Source organism: Streptomyces pilosus (assembly GCF_014649835.1).
GTDB lineage: Bacteria > Actinomycetota > Actinomycetes > Streptomycetales > Streptomycetaceae > Streptomyces > Streptomyces pilosus.
Window position 1 is genome coordinate 140,861 of sequence record NZ_BMTU01000014.1, and the last position, 21,081, is coordinate 161,941.

General features: G+C 69.8%; 14 protein-coding genes and 1 pseudogene. 8 read left to right on the top strand and 7 right to left on the bottom strand.

The window, feature by feature from the left end; all coding sequences use genetic code 11:
• The first annotated feature begins 37 nt into the window (after positions 1-37).
• The 6 genes from IE118_RS28105 (at position 38) to IE118_RS28130 (ending at position 13,136) form a co-directional block, all read left to right on the top strand.
• The gene (locus tag IE118_RS28105) at positions 38-994 is read left to right on the top strand and encodes a carbohydrate ABC transporter permease (protein WP_189560874.1); all 957 of its coding nucleotides are present in this window, start codon (positions 38-40) and stop codon (positions 992-994) included.
• 15 nt (positions 995-1,009) lie between these two features.
• Positions 1,010-1,885 (top strand): carbohydrate ABC transporter permease, encoded by an 876-nt coding sequence (locus IE118_RS28110; protein WP_189560875.1) that lies wholly within the window; start codon positions 1,010-1,012, stop codon positions 1,883-1,885.
• Positions 1,886-2,003: 118 nt separating this feature from the next.
• The gene (locus tag IE118_RS28115) at positions 2,004-3,614 is read left to right on the top strand and encodes a glycoside hydrolase family 13 protein (RefSeq protein WP_189560876.1); all 1,611 of its coding nucleotides are present in this window, start codon (positions 2,004-2,006) and stop codon (positions 3,612-3,614) included.
• A 338-nt stretch (positions 3,615-3,952) separates the two neighbouring features.
• Positions 3,953-4,963: a LacI family DNA-binding transcriptional regulator gene (locus IE118_RS28120; protein WP_189560877.1), complete on the top strand. Its 1,011-nt coding sequence runs from the start codon at positions 3,953-3,955 to the stop codon at positions 4,961-4,963.
• A gap of 388 nt (positions 4,964-5,351) precedes the next feature.
• Complete coding sequence (locus IE118_RS28125) at positions 5,352-8,714, top strand: CARDB domain-containing protein (protein ID WP_189560878.1); 3,363 nt, start codon at positions 5,352-5,354, stop codon at positions 8,712-8,714.
• A 132-nt stretch (positions 8,715-8,846) separates the two neighbouring features.
• A complete protein-coding gene (locus tag IE118_RS28130) occupies positions 8,847-13,136 on the top strand; it encodes a discoidin domain-containing protein (protein ID WP_189560879.1) in 4,290 nt (1,429 codons plus the stop codon).
• Positions 13,137-13,522: 386 nt separating this feature from the next.
• Here IE118_RS28130 and rpmF read toward each other — a convergent pair whose 3' ends face one another.
• Positions 13,523-13,693 carry a 50S ribosomal protein L32 gene (gene rpmF / locus IE118_RS28135; protein WP_189560880.1) on the bottom strand — a complete coding sequence of 57 codons (171 nt, stop codon included), beginning with the start codon at positions 13,691-13,693 and terminating at the stop codon, positions 13,523-13,525.
• Between the two features lie 318 nt (positions 13,694-14,011).
• On the opposite strand from rpmF, the gene IE118_RS28140 reads away from it, so the two are divergent.
• Positions 14,012-14,416 (top strand): hypothetical protein, encoded by a 405-nt coding sequence (locus IE118_RS28140; RefSeq protein WP_189560881.1) that lies wholly within the window; start codon positions 14,012-14,014, stop codon positions 14,414-14,416.
• Here IE118_RS28140 and IE118_RS34185 read toward each other — a convergent pair.
• The 5 genes and pseudogenes from IE118_RS34185 to IE118_RS28165 all read right to left on the bottom strand — a co-directional run.
• Positions 14,381-14,626, bottom strand: a pseudogene (locus IE118_RS34185) (hypothetical protein); the annotation flags it as partial. The gene IE118_RS28140 and the pseudogene IE118_RS34185 overlap by 36 nt on opposite strands.
• Positions 14,627-14,843: 217 nt before the next feature.
• A complete protein-coding gene (locus IE118_RS28150; RefSeq protein ID WP_229846965.1) occupies positions 14,844-15,887 on the bottom strand; it encodes a bifunctional GNAT family N-acetyltransferase/NUDIX hydrolase in 1,044 nt (347 codons plus the stop codon).
• A complete protein-coding gene (locus tag IE118_RS34645; protein ID WP_308431850.1) occupies positions 15,884-16,183 on the bottom strand; it encodes a hypothetical protein in 300 nt (99 codons plus the stop codon). The genes IE118_RS28150 and IE118_RS34645 overlap by 4 nt, the downstream gene beginning before the upstream one ends.
• Before the next feature lie 96 nt (positions 16,184-16,279).
• A complete protein-coding gene (locus IE118_RS28160) occupies positions 16,280-18,142 on the bottom strand; it encodes an ABC transporter ATP-binding protein (protein ID WP_189560922.1) in 1,863 nt (620 codons plus the stop codon).
• 667 nt (positions 18,143-18,809) lie between these two features.
• Complete coding sequence (locus IE118_RS28165) at positions 18,810-19,424, bottom strand: TetR/AcrR family transcriptional regulator (protein WP_189560883.1); 615 nt, start codon at positions 19,422-19,424, stop codon at positions 18,810-18,812.
• Positions 19,425-19,520: 96 nt separating this feature from the next.
• Between IE118_RS28165 and IE118_RS28170 the strand changes: the two genes are divergently transcribed.
• The gene (locus IE118_RS28170) at positions 19,521-20,450 is read left to right on the top strand and encodes an alpha/beta fold hydrolase (protein WP_189560884.1); all 930 of its coding nucleotides are present in this window, start codon (positions 19,521-19,523) and stop codon (positions 20,448-20,450) included.
• A 109-nt stretch (positions 20,451-20,559) separates the two neighbouring features.
• Here the strand turns inward: IE118_RS28170 and IE118_RS28175 are convergent, their stop codons facing one another.
• A complete protein-coding gene (locus IE118_RS28175) occupies positions 20,560-21,069 on the bottom strand; it encodes a DinB family protein (protein ID WP_189560885.1) in 510 nt (169 codons plus the stop codon).
• Positions 21,070-21,081: the final 12 nt, after the last annotated feature.

Consider the following 21,081-nt stretch of genomic DNA (forward strand, 5'->3'; position numbering starts at 1 on the left):
GCCAGCGGACACGGCAGTCCCGTACCAAGGAGCAGCAATGTCGGCCCCCAGCCTGACCCCGAGCAAGGCGGGGAGCTCCCGCCGCTCCACTCCTCGCCCGGAGGGCCCCGCCCCCGGCGGCGCCTTCGCCAAGAGCCTGCGGCGCAACCTAACGGCCCACTCGTTCCTCATCGGAGCCGTCGTCTGTTTCGCCGTGTTCTCCTGGTGGCCGATGGCCAGGGAGTTCCTCCTGGCCTTCCAGAGGACCGAGAGTGGTGAGTCCGTCTGGGTCGGCCTGGACAACTTCCGCACCGTCTTCAACGACCCTGCCTTCTGGCAGGCGTGGGGCAACACCCTCTGGTACACCGCGCTCGCCCTGGTGCTCGGCTTCCTGGTCCCCTTCGTCCTGGCGATCACCATCAACGAGTTCCGGCACGGCAAGGGATACCTGCGGCTCCTCGTCTACCTGCCCGTGATGCTGCCACCGGTCGCCGCCGTCCTCCTCTTCCAGTACCTGTACGACCCGGGATACGGCCTCCTGAACGAGCTGCTCGGCCTCCTCCACCTGCCCGAACAGCAGTGGCTCCAGGACGCGGACATCGCCATGTTCGCCCTCGTCATCGCCTCCACCTGGATGAACATGGGCGGCGCCACCCTGATCTACCTCGCCGCGCTCCAGGGCATCCCCGGTGAGCTGTACGAGGCGGCCGAGCTCGACGGCGCCGGGCTCTTCCGCAAGATCTGGCACGTGACGATCCCGCAGACCCGCCTGATCCTCTCGCTGATGCTGCTGATGCAGATCATCGCGACCATGCAGGTCTTCGTCGAGCCGTTCCTGCTCACCGGCGGCGCCGGGCCGGAGGGGTCCACGACCACGGTCGTCTACCTCATCTACCAGTACGCCTTCAACTTCGACAACTACGGTGCCGCGGCGGCCCTCGGCCTGCTCCTGCTCGTACTGCTCGCCGGCTTCTCGGCGGCGTACGTCAAGCTCAGCCGCGCCGAGGAAGAGTAGGACCGGGAGACCCGCATGTCCACACGTACGCTCATCTCACCGGCCGTGCTCGCCAAGCGTCGCGGCAAGCGCCTCTACTGGAGTGCTTTCGCCCTGGTCACCGGCGGTTTCACCGTGGTGTTCCTCGGCCCGTTGTACTGGCTTGTCTCCAGCGGGTTCAAGGACACCCAGGAGGTCGTCAGGACCCCGCCGACCCTGGTGCCGGAGAGCTTCACCCCCGAGAACTACAGCCGTGCCTGGGAGGTCATGGACCTGTCCTCGCTGCTGTTCAACACCTTCTACTACGCCTTCGGCGCGCTCGCCTTCCAACTGATCCTGGACGTCGCGGCGGCGTATTCGCTGTCCAGGCTGCGGCCGGTGCTCGGCAAGGCGATCCTCGGCATGATGCTCGCCACCCTGATGATCCCGGCGACCGTCCTCGTCGTCCCCCAGTACCTCACCGTGCTGGATGTGCCGATCGTCGAGCGGAACCTGCTCAACACCCCGTGGGCGATCTGGCTGCCGTCCGTCACCAACGCCTTCAACATCTTCCTGCTGAAGCGCTTCTTCGACTCGATCCCCAAGGAACTCCTCGACGCCGCGTCGATGGACGGGGCGAGCCCGATGCGGGTCCTCTGGTCGATCGTCCTGCCGATCTCCCGGCCCATCCTCGGAGTGGTGTCGATCTTCGCGGTCGTCGGCGTCTGGAAGGACTTCCTCTGGCCGATGCTGACCCTGCCCGACCCGGCGAAGCAGACTCTCAACGTGGGCATCTACTCGCTCTCCAACGGGGTGCCGGTGAACGTCCTCATCGCAGCGCTCACCATCGCCTCCCTTCCCACACTGATCGTCTTCCTGATCTTCCAGCGCAACATCATGGGCGGCCTGACCGCCGGCAGCCTCAAGGGCTGACGCCGCTCCCGCGCCCGCCCCTCGCGCCCTTCGCCGTCGTCCCGGGCCCATCCCGTCCCGCATTCCGGGACGACGGCGGAGAACCCCTTCCTGCCTCCCTGCCCGAAAGGACCGTTCCGTGGCAGCCCCCACCTCGTCCCGCACCGCCGACTGGTGGCGCGATGCCGTCATCTACCAGGTGTATCCGCGCAGTTTCGCCGACGGCGACGGCGACGGCACCGGTGACCTCGCGGGCGTCCGGGCGAGACTGCCCCACCTCGACGCGCTCGGCGTCGACGCCGTCTGGTTCACCCCCTGGTACGCGTCCCCGTTGGTCGACGGCGGCTACGACGTCGCCGACTACCGCTCCATCGACCCCGCCTTCGGCACCCTCGACGAGGCCGAGAAGCTGATCGCGGAGGCCGCCGGACTCGGCCTGCGGGTCATCGTCGACATCGTCCCCAACCACGTCTCCGACCAGCACCGCTGGTTCCAGGAGGCGCTCGCCGCCGGCCCCGGCAGCCCGGAACGCGACCGCTTCCACTTCCGGCCCGGGCGCGGCGAGGACGGCGAACTCCCGCCCAACGACTGGCCGTCGCAGTTCTCCGGCTCCACCTGGACCCGCGTGCCCGACGGTGAGTGGTACCTCCATCTGTTCACGCCCGAGCAGCCCGACCTCAACTGGTCCCACCCCGACGTCCGCCGCGAACACGAGGACGTCCTCCGCTTCTGGTTCGAACGGGGTGTCGCCGGCGTCCGGATCGACTCCGCGGCCCTGCTGACCAAGGACCCGGAGCTGCGCGACTTCACCGAGGGCGTCGACCCCCACCCCTACATCGACCTCGACGAGATCCACGACATCTACCGCTCCTGGCGGGCGATAGCCGACGAGTACGGCGGTGTCTTCGTCGGCGAGGTCTGGCTCCCCGACGCCGAGCGCTTCGCCCGCTACCTGCGCCCCGACGAACTGCACACCGCCTTCAACTTCAACTTCCTCGCCTGCCCCTGGGAGCCGGACCGGCTCCGCGCCACCATCGACTCCACCCTGGCCGAACACGCCCCCGTCCACGCCCCCGCCACCTGGGTGCTCTGCAACCACGACGTCACCCGCACCGCCACCCGTTACGGGCGCGCCGACACCGCCTTCGACTTCGCCACGAAGCGCTTCGGCACCCCCACCGACCTGGAGCTCGGCACCCGCCGGGCGCGGGCCGCCGCCCTGCTCACCCTCGCCCTGCCCGGCTCCGTCTACCTCTACCAGGGCGAGGAACTGGGCCTGCCCGAGGCCGACATCCCCCGCGACCGCATCCAGGACCCCATGCACTTCCGCTCCGGCGGCACCGATCCCGGTCGCGACGGCTGCAGGGCCCCGCTGCCCTGGGAGGCCGAGGCACCCTCGTACGGCTTCGGCACCCCGCCCGGCACCCGGACATGGCTCCCGCAGCCCACCGACTGGGGCCGCTACGCGGTCGACCGGCAGAACACCGACCCCGACTCCATGCTCACCCTCTACCGCACCGCCCTCGCCCTGCGCCGGGCCGAACCCGGCTTCGGCGACGGCACGCTGACCTGGCTCCCGGCCCCGGACGGCGTTCTCGCCTTCACCCGGGGCCACGGCCTGATCTGCGTCGTCAACCTCTCCGACGCCCCCGTCGAACTCCCCGCCCACCGGGCGCGGCTCCTCGCCAGCGGCCCTCTGGACCCCGCCGGCACCCTCCCCGCGGACACCGCAGCCTGGCTGCGCGCCTGAGCACTGCACGAAAACCACGGCGCAATCCGAGCCGAGCGAAGGAGGCTCCTTGTGGGCAGCCCCCAGCCGGCCTGCTCACCCCCGACCCGCTCGGCCACGATCCCCGCCGTGGTCGCACGGGTGACACCCCGGTTGCCCGTGTGCGGGTCACGGCCCATAGCGTCGGACGACCACGGCGGTGGTCCGCCGTCCGTCGGGCGAACCGTCCCCGCCGACCGCGGGGCGGTCATGTGCGGCCTCTCGCTTGCGGCGGATGAGGCGTCCGACGCGCAATCGGGCTTGCCGTGGACCACCAAAGGACGCAATCTTCTTGCATAACTTGCGTTAGAGTTGCGCTCATGACGCGACGACTTGCTCAAGTGGCGAAGAAGGTGGGGGTCAGCGAGGCGACGGTGAGCCGTGTCCTCAACGGGAAGCCCGGGGTCTCGGAGTCGACCCGGCAGTCCGTGCTGACGGCGCTCGACGTGCTCGGCTACGAGCGGCCGACGCAACTGCGCGGGGAGCGGGCCAGACTCGTCGGCCTCGTCCTCCCGGAGCTCCAGAACCCGATCTTCCCGGCCTTCGCCGAGGTCATCGGCGGAGCGCTCGCCCAGCAGGGGCTGACCCCGGTCCTCTGCACCCAGACCAAGGGCGGCGTCTCCGAGGCCGACTACGTCGAGCTGCTGCTCCAGCAGCAGGTCTCTGGGGTGGTCTTCGCGGGCGGTCTCTTCGCGCAGGCCGACGCTCCGCACGAGCACTACTACCAGCTGGCGGAGCGCAACATCCCGGTCGTCCTCGTCAACGCGTCGATCGAAGGGCTCGACTTTCCCTGCGTCGCATGTGACGACGCCGTCGCGATCGAGCAGGCGTGGCGTCATCTCGCGTCCCTCGGCCACGAGAGCATCGGGCTCGTCCTCGGGCCCGAGGATCACGTGCCCTCTCGTCGCAAACTGGAGGCGGCACGCGCTGCGGCCGCGGCCGCGGGCATGGAGTGGGACGACGCCTGTGTCGAGCGGTCCGTCTTCTCCCTGGAGGGCGGACGGGCCGCCGCGGCGCGCCTTCTCGGCCGTGGCGTCACCGGCATCGTCTGCGGTAGCGACCCGTTGGCGCTGGGTGCGATCAGGGCCGCCCGGCGGCGTGGCCTCTCAGTGCCGGCGGACGTCTCGGTCGTCGGCTTCGACGACTCCGCCTTCATGACCGTCACCGAGCCGCCGTTGTCGACAGTGCGCCAGCCCATCGAAGCGATGGGGCGCGCCGCGGTGGACCTGTTGATCGCCCAGATCCAGGGCACCCAGCACCACCTGGGGGAGCTGCTCTTCGAGCCGGAGCTCGTCGTCAGAGGGTCGACGGCTCCTCCCTCGGCGCGCTGAACTCCGGGCGCTTCCTGTCCCAGTTCTCCACCCGACTCGGCCCTGCGCCCGATAACCGAACACTAAGTCCCTGACGGCACCGGTATCCCGCACTGAGCGGCGCGATACCGGTGCCGTCGGCGTGCCTGCGCGACGTCGGATGTTCGTCAGGCGACGAGAACTGTTGACAAAGGCCCCACTGACTAGAAACCTGGCGGGCTAGCGACGCAAATGTGCAACAGAGTTACTCAATTAATCGGCTGGTCGCTATTCGATCTTTGTCGGAGTCATGCCAGGTCCCCCAGCGCGTGAGCCTGCGAACTCCCCCGGTCTCTTGCGCGTCACGCGGCAAGGACCGACCCGGGCGAAGGCAGATCACGAGCGCTGACCGCATCGCGGAGAGGTCACCATGAGAGGCACACATCCGAGCAGGCGCTTGGGGGTCGGGCTGCTGACAGCGGGCCTGATCTCCCTGGGACTGCTCCCCGTCCCCGCGCAGGCCGCGGCAGACACCAACCTCGCGCTCGGCCGGGCTGCTACGGCCGGTGGCGCCCACGGAGGCCATCCGGCCTCCCACGTCACCGACGGAAGCCAGCAGTCCTACTGGGAAGGGCCGTTGGGCTCGTTCCCGCAATGGGTGCAGGTCGACCTGGGCACTCAGGTCGACCTCGACCGCCTCGCGCTCAAGCTGCCCACCGGCTGGGAGGCGCGCAACCAGTCCCTCGCCGTCCTCGGCAGCACCGACGGCACCACGTTCGACACCATCAGCGCCGCCCAGGCGCGCGCGTTCAACCCCTCCGCCGCCAACACGGTGACCATCGACCTGCCGCCGGCCACCGCCCGGTTCGTCCGCGTCCAGGTGGCGTCCAACACCGCCTGGAACGCCGCCCAGCTCTCCGAACTGGAGGTCTACGGCGACCCCGACGGCGAGGACCCGGTCACCGGCACAAACCTGGCCCGCGACAAGCCCATCGAGGCCACCTCCACGACCCAGAACTACACGGCCGGCAACGCCAACGACGACAGCACGTCCACCTACTGGGAGTCGGCCGGCTTCCCCAGCTCACTGACCGTCAGGCTCGGCGCGGACGCCGACATCGAGGCCGTGGTCGTCAAACTCAACCCGGACCCCGCCTGGGGCCCGCGCACCCAGTCCCTGGAAGTCCTCGGCCGAGCCTCCGACGCCACCGGCTTTACCACCCTGAAGGCGCGCGCCGACTACGCCTTCAGCCCCGCATCGCGCCAGAACACGGTCACCATCCCGGTGACCGGCCGCGCTTCCGACCTGCGGCTGACCGGCTTCTCCAACAACGGCGCTCCCGGCGTCCAGGTGGCGGAGATCCAGGTGATCGGCAGATCCGCGCCCGCGCCGGACTTCGTCGTCAACGACCTCCTCTGGGAACCGGCCACCCCGTCCGAGGCCGACGACGTGACCGCCAAGGTCACCGTCCGCAACGCCGGCACCGCTGCCGCCCCTGCGGCAACGGTCGACGTCAGCGTGGAAGGCTCGGTGGCAGGTTCCGCCCCGGTCCCCGCGCTGGCCATCGGCCAGTCGGCAGCCCTCTCAGTGCCTCTCGGGAAGCGTCCGGAGGGTTCCTACACCGTCTCGGCCGCCGTCGACCCGACCGACACGGTGCCCGAGCTCGACAACGGGAACAACAGCCGGACCGCGACGAACAAACTGAACGTCACACAGACCCCCGGCCCGGACCTGACAGTCACCGGGATCACCTCCAACCCGGGCGCTCCGGCGGTCGGCGCGCCCGTCTCCTTCACGGTCGCGGTCAAGAACCGCGGCACGTCCGCCGTGCCGGCCGGCAGCGTCACACGGCTCACGGTCGGCTCCACCACCCTGAACGGCACGACCCCGGCCATCGCCGCCGGGGACACCGCCCACGTCGCGCCGGCCGGGACCTGGACGGCCACCGACGGCGGCGTCACGCTGACCGCGACAGCCGACGCCACCGGCGCCGTCCCGGAGACGAACGAGAACAACAACGTCTTCGGCCGGTCCCTCGTCGTGGGGCGCGGCGCCGCCGTGCCGTACACGGAGTACGAGGCCGAGGACGCCACCTACCGCGGCACGCTCCTGTACACCGACTCCACCCGCCCGTTCGGCCACACCAACTTCGCCACCGAGTCCTCAGGGCGCGAGTCGGTACGCCTCAACTCCACCGGCGACTACGTGGAGTTCACCTCCACCAACGCATCGAACTCGATCGTCGTGCGGAACTCGATACCGGACGCCCCGGGAGGTGGCGGCCGAGAGGCCACGCTGAGCCTCTACGCGGACGGGCAGTTCGTGCGGAAGCTCACGCTCTCCTCCAAGCACAGCTGGCTCTACGGCAACACCGACCAGCCGGAAGGGCTCACCAACACCCCGGGCGGTGACGCGCGGCGCCTCTTCGACGAGTCCAACGCCCTGCTGACCCGGTCCTACCCGGCCGGCACGAAGTTCCGCCTCCAGCGGGACGCCGGTGACACCGCCGCCTTCTACATCGTCGACCTGATCGACCTGGAGCAGGTCGCCCCGGCTGCCCCCAAGCCGGCCCAGTGCGTCTCGATCACCGAGTACGGCGCGGTGCCCAACGACGGCATCGACGACACCGACGCCCTCCAGCGGGCGGTCACCGCCGACCAGAAGGGCGACATCCCCTGCGTGTGGATCCCGGCCGGGCAGTGGCGCCAGGAGCAGAAGATCCTCACCGACGACCCGCTGAACCGGGGCAACCACAACCAGGTCGGCATCCGTGACGTCACCATCCGCGGCGCCGGCATGTGGCACTCCCAGCTCCACACGCTCACCCCGCCGCACCTGGCGAACGGGATCAACCACCCGCACGAGGGCAACTTCGGCTTCGACATCGACGACAACACCAAGATCTCCGACCTCGCCATCTTCGGCTCCGGCACCATCCGTGGCGGCGACGGCAACGCCGAGGGCGGCGTCGGCCTCAACGGGCGCTTCGGCAAGAACACCAAGGTCAGCAACGTCTGGATCGAACATGCCAACGTCGGCGTCTGGGCGGGCCGCGACTACTCCAACATCCCCGAGCTGTGGGGTCCGGGCGACGGCCTGGAGTTCACCGGCATGCGGATCCGCAACACCTACGCCGACGGCATCAACTTCGCCAACGGCACCCGCAACTCCACCGTCCACAACTCGTCCTTCCGTAACACCGGCGACGACGCCCTCGCCGTCTGGGCCAGCAAGTACGTCAAGGACCCCTCGGTCGACGTCGGCCACGACAACCACTTCCGCAACAACACGATCCAGCTCCCGTGGCGGGCCAACGGCATCGCGGTCTACGGCGGCCACGGCAACACCGTCGAGAACAACGTCATCTCCGACACCATGAACTACCCGGGGATCATGCTGGCCACGGACCACGACCCGCTGCCCTTCTCCGGGCAGACCCTGATCGCCGACAACGCCCTGTACCGCACGGGCGGCGCGTTCTGGAACGAGGACCAGGAGTTCGGCGCGATCACCCTCTTCGCCCAGGGTCCCGACATCCCGGGCGTCACCATCCGGGACACCGACATCCACGAGTCGACGTACGACGGCATCCAGTTCAAGACCGGCGGCGGTGCCATGCCGAACGTCAAGGTCACGAACGTGCGCATCGACAAGTCGCTCAACGGCTGCGGAATCCTCGCCATGGCCGGTGCCCGCGGCAGCGCCACGCTGACCAACGTCACCGTCACGAACTCGGCCAAGGGGGACATCTGCTCCCAGCCCGGGACGCAGTTCGCCTTCAACCGGGGCTGACGCCCTCGCAGACCGGGGCGCCCGTCACCACAGGCAGGCGCCCCACCTTCCCCCACAGCACAGCAGCCGAGACCCCGGCCCGCTCCCGACCATCCCCGAGGCGGCGGGCTCGGGTCCGAGAAGCGAGGAAGAATGAGAACCCCGACCTGGCGGCCCCGGTGCCTGAGCGCCGCGATCGCGACGACCCTGCTGGCCCTGGGCGCCCCCGTGATGGCCGCCCACGCCGTCGGCGGACCGAACATCGCGCTGGGCGACGCCGCCGCCTCCAGCAGCGCGCAGTCCGGCTACGGCGCCGGCAACATCACCGACGGCAACCAGGGCTCGTACTGGGAGAGCGCCGGCACGTCCCTGCCCCAGTGGGTGCAAGCCGACCTCGGGACCGCCACCCGTGTCGACGAGGTGGTGCTGAAGCTGCCTGCCGGCTGGGAGGCCCGGAACCAGACCCTGTCCCTCCAGGGCAGCGCCGACGGCACCAGCTTCACCACCCTGAAGAGTTCCGCCACGTATACCTTCAGCCCCGGGTCGGCCAACACGGTCACCGTCGCCTTCCCGGCGACCCGGGCCCGGTTCGTCCGCGTCGACGTCACCGCCAACACGGGCTGGCCGGCGGCGCAGCTCTCCGAGCTGGAGGTGCACGCGGCCGAGGGCTCCTCGGTGAACCTCGCCGCAGGCAAGACCCTCACCGCCGGCAGCCACACCGAGGTGTACACCGCGCCCAACGCCAACGACGGCAACCGGGCCAGCTACTGGGAGAGCGGCAACAACAACCTGCCGCAGTGGCTGCAGGCCGACCTCGGCAGCTCCGTGGCCGTGAACCGGGTCGTCCTGAAGCTGCCGGCCGGCTGGGGCGCCCGCAGCCAGACACTGAAGATCCAGGGCAGCACCAACGGCACCGACTTCACCGACCTGTCGGCCTCCCAGACCTACACCTTCGACGCGGGCAACGACAACACCGCAACGATCACCCTGGACTCCACCACCACTCGCCACGTGCGCGTCCTGGTGACCGCGAACACCGTCCAGCCTGCCGCGCAGATATCCGAGCTGGAGATCTACGGCCCCACCACCGGCGACACCCAGGCCCCGACCACCCCCACGAACCTGGCCTACACCCAGCCCGCCACCGGACAGATCAAGCTCACCTGGAAGGCCTCGACCGACAACGTCGGCGTGTCCGGCTACGACATCTACGCGAACAACGTCCTGCTGACCTCCGTCGCGGGCGACGTCACGAGCTTCACCGACAACCGGCCGGCCGGCCAGACCGTCTCGTACCGGGTGCGGGCGAAGGACGCGGCCGGCAACCAGTCCGGGGACAGCAACACCGTCACCCGCATCGGCGACGGCGGTGACACCCAGGCCCCCACCGCCCCCTCGAACCTCGGCCTCACCCAGCCCGCGAGCGGCCAGGTGAGGCTCACCTGGACCGCCGCCACCGACGACAGGGGCGTCACGGGGTACGACGTCTACGCGAACAACGTCCTGCGCGGCAGCGTCGCGGGCGACGTCACCACCTACACCGACACCCAGCCGGCGAGCGCCACCGTCACCTACCACGTGGTGGCCAAGGACGCGGCGGGCAACACCTCCGTCGCCTCCCGCAGCGTCACCCGCGACGGAACCGGCGGGAACGGCTCCAACCTCGCCGTCGGCAAGGCCATCGAGGCCTCCTCGACCACGGGCACCTTCACCGCGGCCAACGCCAACGACAACGACACCGCCACCTACTGGGAGGGCGGGGGCGGCGCCTACCCCCAGACCCTCACCGTCAAGCTCGGTGCCAACGCCGACCTCGACAAACTCGTGCTGAAGCTCAACCCGGCCCAGGCCTGGCAGGCCCGCAACCAGACCATCGAAGTCCTCGGCCGCGAGCAGAGCGCCACCGGCTTCACCAGCAAGACCGCGGCCAAGGCTTACTCCTTCGACCCCGCAAGCGGCAACACCGTCACCCTCCCGCTCACCGCGCGGCTGGCCGACGTCCAGCTCAAGTTCACCGCCAACACCGGCGCTCCCGGCGGCCAGATCGCCGAGTTCCAGGCCGTCGGCGTCCCCGCGCCCAACCCGGACCTCACCGTCACCGGCCTTTCCACGACGCCCACCGCGCCCGAGGAGGACGACGAGATCATCGTCTCCACCGTCGTCCGCAACGACGGCACCGCGTCCGCCGCGGCCAGCAAGGTCGCCGTCCGCCTCGGCGGCACCAAGGTCGCGACCGGACAGGTCCCGGCCCTCGCCGCCGGCGAGCAGGCGACCGTCCCCGTCCCCCTCGGCATACGCGCTTCCGGCTCCTACGAGCTGAGCGCGGTCGCGGACGAGACGAACGGAGTCCTGGAACAGAACGAGACCAACAACACCTACACCCGGCCCACCCCGCTCGTGGTCAAGCCGGTCGCCGGCTCGGACCTCGTCGCCACATCCGTGACGACCACGCCGTCGAGCCCGACCGCCGGCGACACCGTCACCTTCAAGGTCGCGGTGAAGAACCAAGGCACGGAACCGACCGCCGCCGGTGACCGCGCGGTCACACTGGAGCTCATCAACCCGCAGGGTGACGTGGTCAAGAAGCTGACGGGCGTACAGAGCGGCGTGCTGGCTCCCGGAGCGTCGGCGGACGTGAGACTCGGCACGTGGACGGCCGCCAACGGCTCCTACACCGTCAAGACGGTCCTTGCGGCTGACGCCGACGAACCGCCGGTCAAGCGCGAGAACAACACGCAGACGCAGCCGCTGTTCGTCGGACGCGGCGCGAACATGCCGTACACCATGTATGAGGCGGAGGACGGAGCCGCAGGCGGCGGGGCGAGCGTCGTCGGCCCCAACCGGACCGTCGGCGACATCGCCGGTGAAGCGTCCGGCCGCAAGGCGGTGACCCTGGACGCGACCGGCGAGTACGTCGAGTTCACCACCCGCGCGGCCACCAACACCCTCGTCACCCGCTTCTCCGTCCCCGACGCCCCCAGCGGCGGCGGCGTCCACACCACCCTCAACGTCTACGTCGACGGAGTGCTGAAGAAAGCCCTGCCGCTCACCTCCGTGTACGCCTGGCTGTACGGCGCCGAGGCGGGCCCCGGCAATGACCCGGGCTCCGGTGCGCCGCGCCACATCTACGACGAGGCCAACCTGATGTTCGGCGAGACCATCCCCGCCGGCAGCAGGATCCGCCTCCAGAAGGACGCCGCGAACTCCGCCGCCCACTACGCGATCGACTTCATCAACCTGGAGCAGGTCGCGCCGGTCGCGAACCCGGACCCGGCCACCTACACGGTGCCCGCCGGCTTCACCCACCAGGATGTGCAGAACGCCCTCGACAAGGTGCGCATGGACACCACCGGGAAGCTCGTGGGCGTCTACCTGCCGCCCGGCGACTACGGGACGTCGAGCAAGTTCCAGGTCTACGGCAAGGCGGTCAAGGTCGTCGGCGCCGGCCCGTGGTACACGAAGTTCCACGCACCGGCCACGCAGGACAACACCGACATCGGTTTCCGCGCCGAAGCCACGGCGAACGGCTCGCTCTTCAAGGGCTTCGCCTACTTCGGCAACTACGTCACCCGCATCGACGGTCCGGGAAAGGTCTTCGACTTCCAGAACGTCTCCGACATCGTCATCGACGACATCTGGAACGAGCACATGGTGTGCCTCTACTGGGGCGCCAACACCGACCGGATCACCATCAAGAACTCGCGGATCCGCAACATGTTCGCCGACGGCGTCAACATGACCAACGGCTCCACCGACAACCTGGTGTCCAACAACGAGGCCCGCGCCACCGGCGACGACAGCTTCGCCCTCTTCTCGGCGATCGACGCCGGCGGCGCGGACATGAAGAACAACGTCTACGAGAACCTCACGACCACGCTCACCTGGCGGGCCGCGGGCCTCGCGGTGTACGGCGGCTACAACAACACCTTCCGCAACATCCACATCGCCGACACCCTCGTCTACTCCGGCATCACGATCTCCTCCCTGGACTTCGGCTACCCGATGAACGGCTTCGGGACCATCCCGACGAACTTCGAGAACATCTCGATCGTCCGGGCCGGCGGCCACTTCTGGGGCAACCAGACCTTCCCCGGCATCTGGCTCTTCTCCGCCTCGAAGGTCTTCCAGGGCATCCGGGTGAGCCACGTGGACATCGTCGATCCCACCTACAGCGGCATCATGTTCCAGACCAAATACAACGGTTCGCAGCCGGAGAACCCGGTGAAGGACACCGTCTTCACCGACATCTCCATCACGGGCGCGAAGCGGAGCGGCGACGCCTGGAACGCCAAGTCCGGCATCGGTGTCTGGGCGAACGAGATGCCCGAGCCCGGACAGGGACCCGCGGTGGGTGAGGCGACCTTCAACTGCCTGCGCATGCAGGACAACGCCGAGAACATCCGGAACACCACCAACTTCAAGATCAACATCAACCCCTGCTGAACCGGCTCCGCCCTTCCGGCGAGCACACCGGCGCCCACCGCACCCAGCGGCGGGCGCCGGTCCCGTCGAGGGTCCGCGTGTGCCTGGCCGGTCCGTGAGTTGCTCGATGCGGCTCCCGCCGCAGCGGACGCCCCGCTGATCGATGAGGTGCTGTGCCGGGCTCACGCCCAGGTACCACAGCCGACGGCGAAGGGGACCGCTCCAGCAGGAGACAAAGCGGATGCGGGAGCCGGCCCTGGTGGGTCAGATGGCCGACCCTCACGACTCCAGGGTGCCGGGCCCGAGATGTGGGATCCGGGGCGACTGCGCGACCGACACCGCCGTCCTCGCTAAGCCGCCGGATGCCCGGGCGCGGCGAGTACGGCCAGGCGGGGCGATCGTCAGCGTCAGTCCTCCGGGCGCAGCAGACCGCGTCGGTAGGCGGGTACGAGGTGCTGCGGCACCCGGTAGGTCACGCCGTCCACCGTGACCGGCACCAGATTCGGTGTCGCAGCCTTCCACTGAGCCCGGCGGTGACGGGTGTTGCTACGCGACATCTTGCGCTTGGGCACGGCCATGGGGGCGTTCCTCTCAGCCAGGACGGTTAGTCGGCGCGGAACACGCCGACCGGTGGACCAGGGGGACCTCGACGGAAGCGAGGGCCGTCACCCGTGGCCGCACCGAGCGGATGCCAACAGTACACGAAAATCATTTTCATGTGTGATGCCGTCTGGTCCGGTGAGCCCAAGTAGTCCTGAGGTCTGGGATGAGCTCGGAGCAGCCTGACGGAGTACGCAAGGTGGTCACGGACTCCATGCCCCCACCGGGAACTCCTAGCGGAATGGCGTGTTGGGGTCGGCTCCTCGTCGTGGGGTGCTGTCGGGCAGCATGGGGTGATGCCCTTCGATCAGCCACTGCCTCGCGAGGTCAAAGTCACCGATTCGGCCTCGTTGTTCAGGCTGGAGGAGCGGGCGTGTGACCTCAGCCTGAACTCGCGACTGGACCCGGCGTGGGTGCGGGCGAATGCAGCGCTCGATGGCGCCCACTACCTGTGGCCGGCCCTGTGGAACAGCCTGGCCCACCGCCCGGAGGTCCCACGCCAGCTGCGGTGCGAATTGTTGATCACTTTGCGTGCGGGAGACCGCGTGGTGAGCTGGCTGGACGTGCTTCCCGCCGACTTCAACCCGTTGCCGAGGGTGACCTCACGCGAAGAAGGCATGCAGGTCAGCCAGCTCCTTGACCGTGCTCCTTCGGTCAGGGAGTGGCTACTGCGGGAGGGTGGGGGCTCGGGTCAGCAATGACAGGTATCGCCAAGGGATGAGTGCGCATCCCAGGGTGAGGATGGCCTCGTGGATGTCATCGCGGATCTCCCAGCGGATCCGCAGGCGGCGGAACCAGTGCAGTTGGGCGAAGGCGCGCTCTACAGCCCAGGGTCGGGTGCCGAGTCCAGAGCCATGTTCGGTGCCGCGTCGCGCGATCAGCGGCTTGAGGCCGAGCGCGAGAAGTCGTCGGCCTCCCTCTCCGAGCGGTGGTTGCTTGTTCGTGGGCGGTGAAGGTGTGGCGTGGGTCAGGCGGTCAGCCGGGCGGGGGCACCCTGATACGGGCCGCACACCCGTCGGCAGCTCGCTCACGCTCCGGCAGCGTCGGCGTGGACGTCGACGGGGCCTTCGCCGCTGTCCTGCGCGGGGATCGCTGCCACCTGCCGGTCGGACATCAACACAATGCTGCTCATTCGCTCTCCCAGTCCCAGGTGCCGAAGTACGCGGCCTGCCCGGTGCGGCGGGCCTCTGCCACCGCGCTCAGGCGCGCGAAGTCGCAGGTGGGCATCAACGCCTTCCACTCGGCCAGGGGCAGGACACGTACGTCGTCGTGCTCCTGCGGGTCGAGGGTGATGCCACGGATCTGCCCTGCGGTGAGCCGGCCGCCGTCGAACACCATGCCGATGGTGCTGTAAGGCCACTGGGCACCGGGCAGCCCATACACGGTGGCCAGCAGGCGGGGCGGGCCGGCCACGGTCAGGCCGGTCTCCTCCCGGCACTCGCGCACGGCCGTCTCGAAGGGCCGCTCACCGTGGTCCATCGTTCCACCGGCCAGCTGCCACGGGTGGGCGGGGGAGTAGACGGAGTGCAGCTGGAGCGGACGGTCGTCCTCATCGGTGAAGTAGACGCACGCGAACGCGGTCGCCTTCGGGACCGTCTCGGCGTACTGCTCCGGTGACAGCCAGTCCGGGCGGCTGTTCGGGGTGCCCGCCGTGGCTGCCGGTTCGAAGCGCGTCATCCGCATCAGCGCCGGACTGCCCGTGAAACCCAGCTCCCGGTAGAGCGGCTGGGCTTCCACGCCAGCGTGGACCTCGAACAGGGTGATGCCCTCGACGTCGCCGAGGTGATCGAGCAGAGCGGTGACCACCGCGCGGGCGTAGCCGCGGCGTCGGAAGCCGGGGTGGGTGGCGACGACGTGCACGCGTGCGACCAGGCCCCGGGGGTGGGCCGGTGCCTGGAGTACGGGGTGGATCAGGCCGAGGGCGCAGGCGGCCATCGTGCCGTCCGGGGCGTCGACGATGAAGGCCCGCGCGTCACCGGCCGGACTCAGCCGCGGTGCCAACTCGTCCGTGCACCGCCCGATCCACTGCTCGCTCAAAGGCTGGGACAGGACATGCTCGGAGCGCATCCGGATGATGCCCTCAGCGTCAGCGGAGGTGGCCGCGCGCACCGGCACTCGCCCGGCGGCGTCCTGCGGCTTGGCCGCGGCGCTGGGCGCGATGTCAGGGTTCACCGGGCTTCTCCTGTCGGTGGGAGGAAGTCATGGTGCTCGGCGCGCAGCCGGGCCGGCGTCCGCCGGCCGCGCTCGACCAGCTCGGGGTCACCGTGGGCGGAGTCATAGGCGATCCCGCTCACCGAGTCGAGAGTCGCGTCGATGACCTGATGCGCCTCCTCGGCCGGGGCCTGGTCGGCCGGGCCGTAGGCGCAGTCCAGGAGGGAGAGCAGCCCGGCGGGGGAGTCCCGTTCGTGTGGATGGTGGGTCAGGTACGCCTCGGCGGTTCTGCGGGTGAGGGAGCGGGTGAGCGGCACGTCATCACCTCGGGACGGCGGGAGAGGGGCGGGGTGGTACGCGGCGGTGGAAGCGTCCGCCTTTGGCGGGGCGCGTGATTGTGGTGCCGGGGCGGCTCACGTGGGGGTCTCGTGCTTGTCGCCGTCTGAATCGGACGTGACCTGGTAGGACAGCAACTGCTGGAAGAGGCCCGGTTGTTGGGAAAGCTGGACGTAGGTGCCCTCCTGGACGATCTTGCCGTCGTCGAGGACGACGATGCGGTCGGCGATGGCCACGTTGGTGATGCGGTGGGTCACCAGCAGTACCGCCCGCTCCCGGGCGAGGGTCCGGAGCCGCTGGAAGATGCGGAATTCGGCGCGGGGGTCGAGATTGGCTGTCGGCTCGTCGAGTACCAGCAGACCGGCTGGGCGGAAGAACGCCCTGGCCAGGGCGATACGCTGCCACTGGCCACCGCTGAGTTCCTCTCCGTTGAGCCATTCGCGGGCCAGGAGGGTGTCCAGGCCGGCTTTGAGCTTGGAGACGACCTCGTCGGCGTCGGCCGCCTCGCACGCCTCGCGAACCGCTGCGTCGCCCCGCGCGGTGGGCTGGCCCTGGGTGACGTTCTCGCGCACGGTCAGCGGCCAGTGTGCGTAGTCCTGCGGCACGAGAGCGACCTGCCGCCACAGGGCCTGCGGGTCACAGTCACTGGTGGGGACGCCGTCCCACAGCACCTGCCCGTCGGTGGGGAGGTAGAGGCCGCTGACCAGCTTCGACAGCGTCGACTTCCCCGAGCCGTTGAAGCCCACGAGTGCGGTGACCTCGCCGCGGCGCAAAGTGAGGGAGATGCTGGACAGGGCGTCGCGGTCCTTGCCGGCGTAGCGATGGGTGACCGCCTTGACCTCGATCGTCTCCGGCGCCGCGGGGTGGTGCGGGCCGCGGCGCATGCGGAAGCCGCCGGCCTTGTCGAGGAATCCGGTCCAGTCGTCCATGTACAGCCCGGTCCGCACCGCGCGGGCGCCGACTGCCACCAGCCCGCGGACCGCCATGCCGACGGTCTGCAGGGCGAAGACGGCCGTGCCGGCATGTCCGACGGTGATCCGACCGGTCGCCAGCAGCCACACGACCGCCGCCCACACCACTGCCGACCCCAGCCCTCCGCACAGAGCGCCGACCAGGGACATCCGTGCGCCCTGGTCGGCCGCGGCCCGGTCCTCACGGTTGATCCGAGCGACCGTGCTTCGGTAACGGCCGGAGAGGAAGTCGGCCATGGTGCCGGCGCGGATCTGGTCGGCGGCGTCCTTGGTGTAGATGTGCCAGCGCAGCACGGACAGCATCCGGTTGTCACCGTTGCTGCGGAGGTTGGCCAGGTAGCGGACGCGAGCGGCGCTGACCTGGGCGAGGGCCTGCGGGAGGCTGGCGGCGACGAGGAGGGGGAGAAGGACCCAGTGCACGCCGGCCAGCACCACGGCCCCGGCGACGAAGGCGGCGGCCGAGGCGATCAGGTCCTGGCCCTCGTTGATCAGGTCGCCGGTGACCTGGGCGCCGCGGTCGGCGGCCTCCCGGTCGCGGTTGAAGTCGGGGTCGTCGTACGCGCACAGCTCGACCTCGGCGCAGCCGGTGAGCAGCATCTGCTCGGCCTCGCGGGACATCAGCGGGCCCAGCCGGGAGGAAAGCCAGTTGACGGTGATGCCGAGGAGCGCGCGCACGCCCGCAGCCCCGGCGAGCAGGGCGACCGAGGGCCACGCCTGAAGGAGGCGGTGGTAGACGTCGCCATCGCGTAGCAGGGCGGTCAGAGTGCCGGCGATGGCGACCAGGCCCAGGGCCTGCATCACGCCGGTGACCAGCTGACACAGCAGCAGGCCGACGGTCGCCCGCCGGTCGACGCGCCAGGCCAGGGCCAGCGAGCGGCGCACCAGCTGCGGCAGGCGGCGGGCCATGTCGCGCATCCGGATCGAGCGGCCGGCCGCCTCGCGGCTGCCGGTCAGGTCCACGTACCGCATCTGCGCCTCGGACGCGGGGGCGGGGACGGAGGGCGGCGCGGTGGTGGTGCGCGGTCCCGGAACGCTGTCCGCTGATGCATCGACGGGCTTACTCATGCCGCCCACCCCGAACCCGGACATGCTGAGATGCGTGTGCCGTCAACGCGGTACGTGAGCGGGCAGGGTTGCCGTTCGATTCCGGGAGGCTGCTGCAAGGGGCCGAAGGTGGGATGCATGGCGTCCTCCGTCTGGGCGTCTGTGTGGCACTGATGCTCTAAAAACGCGGCGGATCCGGTCCCGTCACGGCCCAGCGGAGGGCATTCGGAGAACGCAAGTTCGCATGCCGGAGTCGGGCCGTGCCGGCTCCGGGGTGTCACCTCTCAAACTCGTTCGATCAGGTCGGATCACTCCTTCGGGGAGTTGCGGACAGCACGGACCGGGCCGCGGCGCGCGACGGCTGGAACGGGTGATCGGGGCGGGAAGAGCGAGAGCGCGGGTCAGGCGCCGAGGACGGTGAAGGCGACCCCGGGGAAGCGACGCCCGTTGACCTGGAGGGTGAAGGAGTAGGAGCCCGGGGGAGATCTTCCAGCGTGTGGTCAGGCGCAGCGGGTGCGCCTTGGCGAGACGCGTCTCCCGTCCCGGCTCGGCGGTAGCGCGCGGCGCACGAAAGCCCGCCGCAGCAGTCGGCTCAGCCCCGCAGTCGCGCGATCAGGCCGTCGGTGTAGCTGCGGTGCACGGCGACCAGGTCGATCTGCTCGGGGTCCAGCAGCCACAGCAGGTGTACGCCTTCCAGGAACGCGGCCGCCTCCGCGGCCAGCACCTCGGGGGCCACCCCGGCGGGGGCGGAGCCGTCGGCCGCGGCTCGCGCGAACAGCGCGGCCAGGTGGGTCCGAAGTGCCCGGCCGCGGTTGAGGAACCACGTGTGCAGCGCCGAGCCCGGCCCCAGGTTCTCCGCGGTGAGGGTCGTGTGGAGCGCGGCCAGATCCCGTTCGGCGACAGCCGTGTGTTCAGCGTCCCGTACAAGCCAGTCGAGGGCCTGCTCCAGAGTCGGTTCCGCGTTCACGGGCACGGACAGCCGCTCCAGCGCCCGCCGGTCGGCCTCCTGCAGGACGGCCTGGACGAGTCCGTCCTTGCTGCCGAAGTGGTGGATGACCGCGGACGGAGTGGTCCCTGCCCGCTCGGCGACGGCCGCCACGCCGGTGCCCCGCACGCCGTGGCGGGCGAACAGTTCGATCGCTGCGTCGACCATGGCCCTGCGCCGCTCCACGCCCCGCTTCTGCACCTGTCCCTTGACCCCAGCCATGGGGATCAGGGTGCCCGGGATGCGGCCGGGAGTCCAACGGGGCACCCGCCGCAAAGCAGATGCGCGCACCGCACCAGACCATTATATTGAACGACCATGCAGGAAAATGAACTCACGCAGACGCCGCAACGCGAACAGATGGTGCACACGGACGGCTTGGAGCTGTGGGCACAGGAGATCGGCGACCCGGCCCACCCGACGGTGCTCCTCGTGATGGGAGCACAGGCGCAGGGGATCCAGTGGAACGCCGGCTTCGTTCGACGGCTGGTCGACGGCGGCCTGCGCGTCGTCCGCTACGACCACCGCGATACCGGACGCTCCTCCACCGTCGACTTTGCCGCCCGGCCATACACAGTTGCCGACATGGCCTCGGACGCGCTGGCCGTCCTCGACGCCTTCGGTGTAGACCGGGCGCACCTCGTGGGCGCTTCCCTGGGCGGGATCATCGCCCAGCTCCTTGCCGTCACACACCCCCACCGCGTACAGACCCTCACGAGCCTGTCGTCGCAGCCGCTGGGCACCGACACGGCTGCGGCCGTGCAGCGGGTCATGGCGGGGGAGGCGCCGCTGCGGGACGAACTCCCGCCGCCCGCCCCTGAACTGCTCGCCGCGCTCGCCTCGGCCTTCCCGCAGCCGGGCAGCGGCATCGAGGACTACCTCGCCGCCCGGCTGCCGCTGTGGAAGGTGCTGCATGGGCCAGTGCTGCCGTTCCCACGGGACGAGTACCTGGCGATGGAGAGGCGGGTGTACCAGCGGGCCCGCGACCTCGGGGCCGCGCTGAACCACACGTTCGCCGGAGCATCCGGCACGGGCCGCTCGACTGCGGACCTGGCCTCGGTGACGGCGCCGACGCTGGTCCTGCACGGCACGGAAGACCCCATGTTCCCGCCCGCCCACGCCGAGGCCACCGCCGCCGTGATACCCGGCGCCCGCCTGGTGCTGATCGAGGGCATGGGGCACACCCTGCCCTCGACGCTCGATGCGCGCCTGGCCGACGAGATCCTGTGCCATGTGACACACGATTGACACATGCAGCGGTGGCGGGGGAGTCCAACTCTGTTTTCAGACAATGCCATTGGGCTCCCTCTTCCCGGCCGTGTACTCCGGAAGGGATCGGCATCTGGCTCCTGCGGACTCAGGCGCCCACGGTTCCGTCGACACCCTCACGCAAAAAGTCCGCGTGCCCGTTGTGACGGGCGTACTCCAGAAGCACGTGCACCATCACCATCCGCAGCGAGACCTCCTCGCCCCATCGTGGCTGATACCCAGCCTGGTCCAAGGACTCAGCCTCCCGCTCGATGCGGCGCGAGTTCGCCACCTCGGCCTCCCAGGCTGTGAAGGCCTCCTCCCTGGTCGACGCGCTCGCGTCGTACGCCGCCTGGAAGTCGATTTCGTCGGACCAGACCAGGGGCACGTCGTTGTCCTCGAACACTCGACGGAACCAAGCACGCTCCACCTCCGCCATGTGTCGCACCAAACCGAGCAGCGAAAGGGTGGACGGCGGCATCGACTGCTGTCGCAGTTCCTCGTCGGTGAGCCCTTCGCACTTCATGGCGAGAGTCGCGCGGTGGTAGTCGAGGAAGGCCCGCAGGGTCTCGCGTTCGCTTCCGAAATAGGGCGGTCCTATGCGACTGTCGCTGGTCACTGACCATGCTCC

Bases quoted from the DNA above. Each gene is read 5' to 3' on its own strand.
- IE118_RS28105 (WP_189560874.1), top strand. From the start codon at position 38: ATGTCGGCCCCCAGCCTGACCCCGAGCAAGGCGGGGAGCTCCCGCCGC.
- IE118_RS28110 (WP_189560875.1), top strand. From the start codon at position 1,010: ATGTCCACACGTACGCTCATCTCACCGGCCGTGCTCGCCAAGCGTCGC.
- IE118_RS28120 (WP_189560877.1), top strand. From the start codon at position 3,953: ATGACGCGACGACTTGCTCAAGTGGCGAAGAAGGTGGGGGTCAGCGAG.
- IE118_RS28125 (WP_189560878.1), top strand. From the start codon at position 5,352: ATGAGAGGCACACATCCGAGCAGGCGCTTGGGGGTCGGGCTGCTGACA.
- IE118_RS28130 (WP_189560879.1), top strand. From the start codon at position 8,847: ATGAGAACCCCGACCTGGCGGCCCCGGTGCCTGAGCGCCGCGATCGCG.
- rpmF (WP_189560880.1), bottom strand. From the start codon at position 13,693: ATGGCCGTGCCCAAGCGCAAGATGTCGCGTAGCAACACCCGTCACCGC.
- IE118_RS28140 (WP_189560881.1), top strand. From the start codon at position 14,012: ATGCCCTTCGATCAGCCACTGCCTCGCGAGGTCAAAGTCACCGATTCG.
- IE118_RS28160 (WP_189560922.1), bottom strand. From the start codon at position 18,142: ATGCGGTACGTGGACCTGACCGGCAGCCGCGAGGCGGCCGGCCGCTCG.
- IE118_RS28165 (WP_189560883.1), bottom strand. From the start codon at position 19,424: ATGGCTGGGGTCAAGGGACAGGTGCAGAAGCGGGGCGTGGAGCGGCGC.
- IE118_RS28170 (WP_189560884.1), top strand. From the start codon at position 19,521: ATGCAGGAAAATGAACTCACGCAGACGCCGCAACGCGAACAGATGGTG.